The organism is Paeniglutamicibacter sulfureus (genome assembly GCF_039535115.1).
Lineage (GTDB): Bacteria > Actinomycetota > Actinomycetes > Actinomycetales > Micrococcaceae > Paeniglutamicibacter > Paeniglutamicibacter sulfureus.
The window spans coordinates 1461127-1470963 of sequence record NZ_BAAAWO010000001.1; the positions used below are offsets into that span (position 1 = coordinate 1461127).

At 58.9% G+C, this 9837-nt stretch carries 7 protein-coding genes; 2 read left to right on the forward strand and 5 right to left on the reverse strand.

The window, feature by feature from the left end; translation table 11 throughout:
- Window positions 1-809: 809 nt before the first annotated feature.
- The gene (locus tag ABD687_RS06655) at window positions 810-1577 is read right to left on the reverse strand and encodes an ATP-binding protein (RefSeq protein WP_310292549.1); all 768 of its coding nucleotides are present in this window, start codon (window positions 1575-1577) and stop codon (window positions 810-812) included.
- Window positions 1570-3072, reverse strand: coding sequence for an IS21 family transposase (gene istA / locus ABD687_RS06660; protein ID WP_310292547.1), 1503 nt, complete (start codon window positions 3070-3072; stop codon window positions 1570-1572). The genes ABD687_RS06655 and istA (ABD687_RS06660) overlap by 8 nt, the downstream gene beginning before the upstream one ends.
- Window positions 3073-3246: 174 nt before the next feature.
- Here istA (ABD687_RS06660) and istA (ABD687_RS06665) point away from each other — a divergent pair, with 174 nt between their 5' ends.
- Both istA (ABD687_RS06665) and ABD687_RS06670 read left to right on the forward strand, forming a co-directional pair.
- A complete protein-coding gene (gene istA / locus ABD687_RS06665; protein ID WP_310287146.1) occupies window positions 3247-4803 on the forward strand; it encodes an IS21 family transposase in 1557 nt (518 codons plus the stop codon).
- Complete coding sequence (locus ABD687_RS06670) at window positions 4800-5549, forward strand: ATP-binding protein (protein ID WP_310287143.1); 750 nt, start codon at window positions 4800-4802, stop codon at window positions 5547-5549. Before istA (ABD687_RS06665) ends, ABD687_RS06670 begins: the two co-directional genes overlap by 4 nt.
- 361 nt (window positions 5550-5910) lie before the next feature.
- On the opposite strand, the gene ABD687_RS06675 is transcribed toward ABD687_RS06670, so the two are convergent.
- The 3 genes from ABD687_RS06675 to ABD687_RS06685 all read right to left on the reverse strand — a co-directional run bounded on the left by ABD687_RS06675 (window position 5911) and on the right by ABD687_RS06685 (window position 9324).
- Window positions 5911-6078 carry a hypothetical protein gene (locus tag ABD687_RS06675; RefSeq protein WP_310292545.1) on the reverse strand — a complete coding sequence of 56 codons (168 nt, stop codon included), beginning with the start codon at window positions 6076-6078 and terminating at the stop codon, window positions 5911-5913.
- Window positions 6079-6806: 728 nt separating this feature from the next.
- Window positions 6807-8009, reverse strand: a complete 1203-nt coding sequence (locus ABD687_RS06680) for an MATE family efflux transporter (protein ID WP_310292543.1) — start codon at window positions 8007-8009, stop codon at window positions 6807-6809.
- Window positions 8010-8280: 271 nt separating this feature from the next.
- On the reverse strand, window positions 8281-9324 hold the full coding sequence (locus ABD687_RS06685; RefSeq protein WP_310292542.1) for a glycosyltransferase: 1044 nt from the start codon (window positions 9322-9324) through the stop codon (window positions 8281-8283).
- Window positions 9325-9837: the final 513 nt, after the last annotated feature.

Genomic DNA, 9837 nt, shown 5'->3' on the forward strand with positions numbered 1-9837 from the left:
AATTTGAATAACTCGGGGAATCTCAATTGCCTAAGTCTTGACTTAGCCCATTCTTGAAGCACAGATCGGGACAGCTGCCGCCGTCCTTACCAGCGGAGAACTCTAGGCTAATCTAAAGTAGCTGAAGGGGCTATGAATCCGATTCGCTCCAGCAGGCGTCTGGGGTGTTTGGACATCTAATGGTTTGCTGGCCCTTCGACTTTTGGCGCGGTGCGGGTGTTCAGCGCGGCCGTAGGCCCGCCGTGGACATCAATATCCTTAGCCGTTAGTTTCCATACTTGTACACGCGGCCCGTTCTTTTCATGTTCTTCGCCGTGCAGGTTCGCGGCCTCGCGGCGGGCGTAAGTGAGCCTGGTCCTGCAGAACACCAGAAGCTCCAGGGGTCTCGACGTGGGAATGCAGAGGGATGATGAATATTTGCTCCTGTGGGGGGCAGCAATATTGCGAGTGGGGACCATCCCGGGAAATCGAGAATATTCTCCCTGGGAGCCACTAGTGACATTGTTGAGAGCCACTTGGCCGTCGACAGGTGGCCGTTCCCGTGCCGTGAGCCGGCCGGACCGGAGATGGAACAATTGCCCGGGACAATCCGATGGGTGCTGCAAGGCTCTGGACGAGCATGGCCGGTTCAATCCTGCCGCTGTGCAGCGGCCGCTGTGCCGGAACCCTCCACCGGAAAGTGCCTGCGTGGCAAATATGTCTAGACGGTACGGATGTTCCGCGCAGTTGGTACGGATCTTCCGACAAGGCGGTACCGGGCAGTAGACCTTGACCGTCTGCCCGGCACCACCGTGGGTGAGGAATGGTGCCTACTCCCAGAAATCCTCGCTGGCGCGTGCCTGGTCGTGTTTGGTCCGGCGCATGTCGCGTTCGCCCATCAGGATCCAGCGGGTGTTGTTCGCCAGCCGGTTGACGATGGAGTCGGCCGCCACCCGGTCGGGCAGGGCCTGGACCCAATAGCTCGGGTCGGTTTGGGCCGCGATGATGGTCGGCAATCGGTGCTCGCGGTCGGCGAGGATCGCGAACAGGTCGCTGGCCGCGTTCTGGTCGATGCCGACGGTGAGAAAGTCGTCGATGACCAGCAGGTCAACCTCGGTGAGCTTGTTGAGCAGGTCCTGGTGCGCGATGGCATCGCTGCGGGTGGCCACGAGCTGGCGGGCCAGGTCGTCCATCCTGGAATAGGACACGGTGTGCCCCGATTGGCAGGCCGCGTTCCCGATCGCGCAAACCAGGTAGGTCTTTCCGCCGCCGGAGGGCGAGATGACGATCAGGTTCATTGGGTCGGCGCTCCACTGGTGGGTGGCGTATTTGTTCATGCTCCGCTCGTTGATGGACCGGCCCTCGAGGTAGTCGATCTCGGCCAGCGAGGCGCCGGGGATGGGGAACCCCGCTTGGCGCGAGCGCTTGGCGATGCTTTCGGACCTCCGCTCGGTGAGCATGTCGTCGGCCGCCTCGTGGAACAGCTCCTCGGCGGTGAGCTGGTGGTTGGCCTCGTCGTTGGCCAGTGCCTCGAACTTCGAGGCCAGGCGGGTGATGCGCAGGGCCTTGAACTTTTCGTGGGCCTCGGGGCTAAACATTGCGCTGGCCCCCGATCTTGTAGTGGTCCGCGCCGCGCACCATGACACCGGGCTGGCCCGGGTCCGGGGTGGTGTTCTTCTCGTTGCTGGCCGCCGGCACCGGCGGGCCGCCGGCCTGTGCATCACTGGCAATGGCGGCCATGATCCTCTTGAGCATGCTGTAGGTGGGATGCCCGCCCAGGTTCAGCGACTGCTGGCACGCCGCCTCCAGCCGTGCCTTGTTCTTCTTGCCCAGCCCGGCGAGGATGTTCTGGCAGGGCAGGTAGCCCTGCGCCTCGATCGGGAACCGGTCCAGGACCTGGGTGATCACCTGCACGGTGGCCGGGCCGAAGCCGCGGGCAACATCCAAGAACCACTGCCGCGACCAGAGCCCGTCGATGTTCCGGTGTTCTTTCGGGGCATGTTCCGGAACCGTGGAGTACTGGCCCTTGCGGCCGTGCTTGCGGGCATGCTCGCAAACGACCTGCTGCCCGTCGAAGATCGTGACGGTGCTGCCGGTGAGCCGCACCCGCAGCGTCCTGCCCGCCAACTGGTGGGGAACGGAATATTGCTGGTAGTCCGCGCCGACATGGTAGTTCCTGCCGACCTTGAGTTCCTTCCATTGCACCGACTCGTACGCCAGCTCCGGCAGCGGCATCAGGAAGGGGGCTTCCTCAGCGTCGAAGCGTTCCTGCCGCGTGGTTCCGTCGGGGCGGTGGATTCTTTCGTTGATGTCCACCAGGCGTTCGGCGATGGCCTCGTTCAGCTCGTCGAACGTGGTCCAGGTTTCCTCGGCGAGGTAGCCGATGACGCGCTTCTCGACGGTGTTCACCATCGACTCGACGTGGGCCTTGTGGCGCGGGCGGTAGGGAGCGGCCGGGACGATCGCGGTGCCGTAGTGCTCGGCCAGTTCCCGGTACCTGGCGGTCACCACCCGCTCGGCGTCCCCGCGCTGGCGCCGGTGCACCGCGGTCGCGGCGTTGTCGGGCACGATGATCTGGGTGACGCCGTTGATGAAGGCCAGGGCGTCCACGTGGGCCTGGTTCCAGGCGTCCTGCTTCATGTTCGCAAACGCCTCGCAGAAGACCAGCCCCGAATACGGCAGCGAGGCCACGAACAGGTAGGCCTTGTGCACCTGGCCGGTGACCGCGTCGCGCACCTCCAGGGTGTCCCCGACCCAGTCGACGAACATAGACTTTCCCGGCTCGTGGCGCAGCGTCGCCACGACGTCGTTCGCCTCGGCGAAACGGCCGAACAGCTCGGCGAACTGCGAGTACCGGTATTTCTTCCCGGTGCCGGCCGGGGCGTCCATGTACCGGGTCCAGGCCTGCTGGATGGTGAAGTGCCGGTTCGACTTGATCGCGGCGACAACCCGTCCGAAGTCGGGTTGGACGTACTCCGCGGACACGCTGCTGCGCCCGTCGGGGAACAACGCGGCAATATCCGCCGCGCTCATGGTCGCGAACCGCTCGGCGGTGATGCCGGCGGATTCGATCGCCTTCTTCACCGCCGACACGTCGCGGCGCGAGCATTGAATATTTGACTCTTTGGGGGCCAGCAATATTGCGCTTGGGGGCCACCGCGGGAAAACGGGATTATTGTCCTTGGGGGCCACCCGTAGTGTTCTTGGGAGCCACCAAATAGGCTCCTTCCACCATGTGACGGCCACATGGTGGAAGGAACAGTTTCAATGGTACGTAGGATCAAGGCGAAGCTTATTCTCAAGCTCCGCGCAGACGGGCTTTCGGGCCGGGCGATCTCGACCTCGGTCGGGGCCTCGAGGAAAAGCATCACGACCGTTCTCGAGGCGGCCGAGCAACAATGCGTCGGCTGGGACGAGGTGCGGGAAAAGTCCGAGGGCGAGGTGTACGCCCTGCTGTTCCCGGGCCGCGGCGACCACCAGAGCGTGTTCGCCCAGCCGGACTGGGGCGCCATCCACCGTGAACTGGCCAAGGTCGGGGTGACGCTGAAGCTCCTGCATGGCGAATACCTCGATTCCCAGGCCGGCTCCGGGCAGGCGGTCATGGGCTACGACCGCTTCTGCAAGACATATCAGCGGTTCGTCCTGGAGTCCCACGCAACATCCCGGGTGCAGCACAAGGCCGGGATGAGCATCGAGGTGGACTGGTCGGGCCCCACCATGGAATTGGTCGATCCGGTCACCGGGACGCGGAGCAGGGTCTACCTGTTCGTCGCGTGCCTGCCGTTCAGCCGGTACGCCTTCGTGGAGGCGACCTTGGACATGAAGCAGGACAGCTGGCTGCGTGCGCACGTGGCGATGTTCGAGGCCTTCGGCGGTTCTGTGCCACGCATTGTGCCGGACAACCTGAAGACCGGGGTGATCAAGCACCCCGCCGAGGGCGAGATCGTGCTCAACGATTCCTACCGCCACCTGGCCGCCCACTACGGGGCGGCGGTGCTGCCGGGCCGTGTCCGGGCCCCGAAGGACAAGGCCAGCGTGGAAAACACCGTGAGCCACGTGGCCACGTGGGTGATCGCCGGGCTGCGGAAGACCACGTTCGGGTCGCTGGGGCAGTTGCGGGCCGCCATCCGTGAGCGCGTCGAGGCCTACAACCAGGAGCCCTTCCAGAAACGTGCAGGGTCCCGCAAATCGGTGTTCCTGGCCGAGGAGCAGCCCCTGATGAACCCGTTGCCGGCGGCCGCCTACGAGATCAGCACCTGGGTCTACGGGCGGAAGGTCGCCCGGAACAGCTACGTCTCGTGGCGGAAGAACTTCTACTCGGTGCCGATGTCCAGCATCGGCGCCACCGTGGACCTGCGGCTGACCGAGTCCGTACTGGAGGTCTATCGGAACCACGAGCGGCTCACCAGCCACCGGCTGCTGCCGGCCGAGGCCCTGAACCAGTACCGCACCAACGACGCCGACATCCCGCCCGAGCGCCAGTGGCAGCACTGGGACACCGCCCGGGTCAAGGAGTGGGCCTCGCGCACCGGGCCGTGCACGCTGAACGTGGTGGAACGGATCTTTGAAGCCGTACAGGTCCAAGAGCAGGGCCTCAACGCCGCGCTGGCGGTGCTGCGCCTGAGCCGGCGCTATGGCCCGGCACGGCTGGAGGCGGTCTGCCGGATCGCGCTGCAGAGTCAGGTCCGCTCCCCACGCTACGCCCACCTGCGCCCGCTGCTGGAAACAGGCCAGGACCAGAACCTGGCCACACAGCCCGAGCTCTTCCACAACGACGGCGGCTATGTCCGCGGCGGCGACTACTACGCGGGAGGCACCCGATGAGCTCACTGGATATCGAGACCAAGCGGAAGCTGCGCGAGATGAACGCCATCGAGATGCTCCAGGCCTTCGAGGCACAGGACGAAATCCTGAGCATGGCGTTGAGCTTCGATGAGCGGGTGCGGCTCATCGTCGACGAGGCGCATTCGACGTTCACCACTTCCAAGGTCGGCGGCCTGATCAGCCGCGCCAAGCTGCGCTACCCCAACGCCGATTTGCGGCAGGTGGACCTGGTCGAGGAACGCGGGCTGAACCGCAGTATGCTCACCGCCTTGGGCAGTTGCGCCTTCATCGAGCAGAACCAGAACGTGGTCTTCCAGGGATTCACCGGTTCCGGAAAGTCGTACCTGGGCTGCGCCCTGGCCAAGCAGGCCTGCCGCAACCGGATCCGCACCCACTACGTGCGCATGCCGGACCTCGAGGAGGAATGGGTCCAGGCCCAGGACAAGCCGCTGGGCGCCGCGAAGTTCCTGAAAAAGTACGGGGCCTTCACGCTGCTGGTCGTAGACGAGTGGTTGTTGGACCGCCCCAGCGGCGACTTCCTCCGCATGCTCCTGGAACTCATGGAACGGCGCTACGGGTCGACGTCGACGGTGTTCTGCACCCAGTACCAGCAGAAGGACTGGCACCAGCGCCTCGGCTCCGGCGTCCACGCCGACGCGATCATGGACCGGATCATCCACAACACCATTTGGATCGAGACCGGTAGCTACAACATGAGAGAGAAGACCGGCGCCGTCCAGGCATAGCCAGGCCCGTTGGGGACCGGTGGCTCCCGCCCAGGGAGGTACTGGCCCCCAACGGCAATATCACTGGCCCCCAACGGCAATAATGGGTGGTCCCCAAACCGTCGAATACTCAAGCATTTCGCCGATGCGGTGATCTCCGTGTAGCTGCGGTGCTTGAGCAGCAGCGACATGATCGCCCTGTGGTCCACCATTGCGTTTCTCCTGTCTCGGATTCACCGCGCCTGGTGCGCAGCGAATCCGTCCAGCGAAACACGGAAGACGCCCAAGCGGTACCACCTACGCGGAATCGACGTACCACGTAGGCGGAATAGGCGTACCATCAGGGCATATTTGCCACCTGCGCACGCTGGGTGGGCGCATGTCACGCCCCCGTGGCCGGACGGTGTTCCGCAAACAGCGCCTTAAGGGCGAGCCGGCGCCCGGCCCCGGCGTCCGCCACGACGCGGTCATGGACCGGGGCATCCACGACACCATTTGGATCGATGCCGGAAGCTGCGACATGCGGGAGAAGACCGGCACCGTCGGGCATGGTGGGATTCGTTGGGGCAGCTGGTGCCCCCAACGGCAATATCGCTGGCACCCAAGCACAATAATGGGTGGCCCCCGATGCGGCGAATACTCAATGAGTCGGAACCGCGTGATATTTCCGAGAAATTAGTAGGGTGCCAAATAGCGCTTGCTGGAACTGTTGTTCCGACGAGTCGGTGTGTAATCTCGCAACATCGTGGACACTGAATCTCGTCACTTCGTTGACAACCGATCTTAGGTCTTCTTCGATTCGCCGGAAATGCCAGTACCACCTACACACCATCTAGGCAGAGGGAGCGGACCAAGTCGTCAGAACAGAAGTACCTTCAGACGCTATCTAGCATAGGGTGAAGGACCGATAATCCCGGCGTGCCAAATAACTGTGGGACTGGCTGGCAGGATAGCTGCCGGCCGTTCCCCGCTGGAGTGTGACTCACCAAATAGCTGACCCTCACGGTGTCATTTAGACGTCTTGTCCGTTTATGCGGTGGGCAGCCGGTACCCGTCCGGCCCACCACCGTAGCTTCATTAGAAGAATGTCCACCCTTACGGGCAGCGTGACCCTCACAGCTATTTGGCAATGTACAGAAACTATCTTTGGCCGGGCAGGTGGGAAGATGGCACAGATGACTATTCAGCCTCGCTCCCGTGCGGCAAGGCGGTCGACATGACCCAGGACGGTGGCAAGTCTTTACACTTGGCCATTAAACACACGACTGCAATCAGGGGTCAAATCGTATCTTCCTGAGTTCGAAAGGCCTTGACACTGGCGCCATCGATTAGCATCCAAGCGCAGGCCGAAATAATCGTCACTAATCCTAGAGACCATATAGCTCCCGAAAGACCCCCAAATAGCACACCCAGAATAGGACCAATTGTCATCAATGTAGTTTGAATTATTCGTCCAACGAAAAGTAACTTTCCGTTGGAAGAAATGCGGGAACGAATATAGAAAAAATGACCAACAAAATTCCCCCCTACAAATATACCAACCGGAATAATAAATGTAGCAAGAGAAGAAATTACGCCCATCTTAAATCCCAGAAAATCAATGGACCACAATGCCAACGACGCCAATGTGCCCACCAAAATACCGGCAGTGCACGTCAGCCAACGCACTCTACTTAGCCGGATGCCGCCTGACCGTGCCGACGCACCGATATAAGGGCGCAACGGATTTAGCAACAGTCGAACGGGCGACGCCACGTTAGAGACGGCACGATAGGTTCCAAATGAACTCAGACTTAATGACGACGCGAGCAAGAGTGGGGTAAATATTGCTCCGATATCCATAAGTATGGAATCCCTTAGAAGGAGGCCGATATCTGTCGAATGCCGCCTGACCCACTCGCTTGTGAATCGCGGTGACCAGACAAAGGAATGAAAACTAGAAATCAAGGACGCCACACCGGCGATCATCCAAGAAGCAATCACGGTGAACAAGGCGCTCGCGTCGGTTGCCAGACAGATAGAAGCGGCTAACCAGAATCCAACAACCCCATGCGCGTCACCGAGCATGACCTTACGCCAGTCGTTAACGTGCAACTGCCAGAATCGAACTCCACTTCGTACAGCACTACTCGCAACCGCCACACTTGCTACTAATGCCAGGCCAAGCTGCATGCCGAGCATTAGGGCTGAAAGCGCCGAAACGACGCCCGCCACAAAAGCCAAACTAAGTAATGCGGAGATGTAGCCTTGCCAAACTCTGGGCTTGTCAGGTTCCACTCTTGACCTAATAAGCGGTTCAGAAACGAAAGATAGCGTAAGAGATACAGCAAAGGCATAAACGAGATACACTATCGAAAACATTCCAAATAAACTTGGAATCAAAACAAATAAAGCTAACAGCTGTGGGCTGAGAGTCAGGATGGAATTGACAATCGTCGCTGTACCAAGTGCGAGCCGGCCCGACCCCTTTAGCGGGCTCATCTCAGAACACCGTTGAGATCACACGAACTGCTTGCGGTTTGCTCGAATTCTTCGGCCATAAAAAAAGTGTCAGAAATGCCATAGCAACACTGTTCTATATTCACGATTGGGCACCGCTTCATAGTCATAAAATCTCAAATTCTTATTAGAAGAATGGTTCGTTAGAGTCTTGGTTGACACTTACTGGAGAGAGTGAAGGTTACCTCGAACCAGGTCGCACTCTTTATCACTGAGCATACTCGAACCAAATTAGGCGAAATAGATACCATTTCTACACTTCAAGACCCACCGCTTTCATCCACGTCTGTTGCCAAGCCTGAAAACTATACTCGTTCTGGACCAGTTCGCGGGCACGACCTCCGAGTGCTTCTCGATAGGAATCTGGCTGATTAAAGAAGTCATCCAACTGATCAAACCAATCGTCGGCGCTATTCGAAATAAGGTTCCTTGACCGCCCAAGGACCGTCTGATTGGACCCAACGGGACTACCAATCATCGGCAAGCCTGCAGCACCGTACTGCAACAACTTATAGGCACATTTACCGCGTGCCCATTTGTTATCGACGAGAGGCATGATTCCTATGTCAGCCTTAGCCAATTCGTCCTTGTAGTTATCTGGAGACCATTCAATGCGATCCACCATCGGCTCCAGCCCCCCCAACGCCGTATCGCCCGAACTAATCACCGTTAAACGGAGACCAATTTTAGAATGAAGTCTGAGGAGCGGTTCTGCAACCAATGAAAGATAGGATTCAGTTGAGGGTGAACCTATCCAAACAGCCCTTGGAAATACGGATTCGTAAGACGTCTTCGCTCTGTACTCATTCGGATTAACACAACTTGGAATAATAACGACTTCATCATTAAATTTCCCCGCCTCCTCGGCGAGATAATCGTTACCCGCTATGACAATATCCGCCGTCGCCACGGCTCGCTTCCAAGTTTTCGATAGGGACCATAGTCGCTGGACACCAACTTGTTGCACCGCTGACAGTGAGTCGTCAAAATCGTAGACACCCCTAGTGGCCGAACTTAGTAACTTCGACTCGAGTGCGCCATTACTGAAGGGAGTAGCGCGCCTTGAAATGATCAGATTTCCATTTTTATGGGAATTTGCTATTTCCCTCAAACTCATTTCCGCTGCCAAAACTCTACGAGGATTAGAAAGCAGTTTACGAAAAGAATTGCTTGAAGCGTTTATGTAAACTTCTTCGCTTGCTTTAAGATTGTTAAAATCAATCCAATCATAAAGCCTGACTCTCGAACTTCCCGCGCGCCGACCATACGATGCAATAGCCGTTATATGCTTTGACAATATGTTCCTTCCTGCAAGACTCATCGCTTAAGACGTATGAGTAGTCGTACACATGAGCGCATGAATGCGTTCTGATTAATTTCGTATGCCCTCATATGCAAATTGGTCGATCGAGTTATCTTGAGTCCTAGGCATCCTGCAAGTTTCCATGTGGGCCTCGAATGGCAAAGTCACGAGGCTCGTCCACCTGGTAGTCCAATCAATGGATCGGCATGCGTGGACGATGATCCTCACGACGTTACGTTGACATTCCTATAGTGGACAGGTGGAGAAGCCAATGTCGTTGGTCAAACTTTTGCGCAGCTAACCGTCGTAGCTCTCGTTGGCACTGAGTTCTCACAACTCTTGCCAATCACAGAATCACACGGCCTGAACCGCGGTAAGGCCGAATCTATTCTAAGTGGCTTCCTTCATACGCCGGCTCCAACGCCGTAAACCGGAATATGTGAATCAGTCAGCCCCGACCCCAACCTACTCATGTCCCCGAACAACCACCAAATGCACAACAGCACG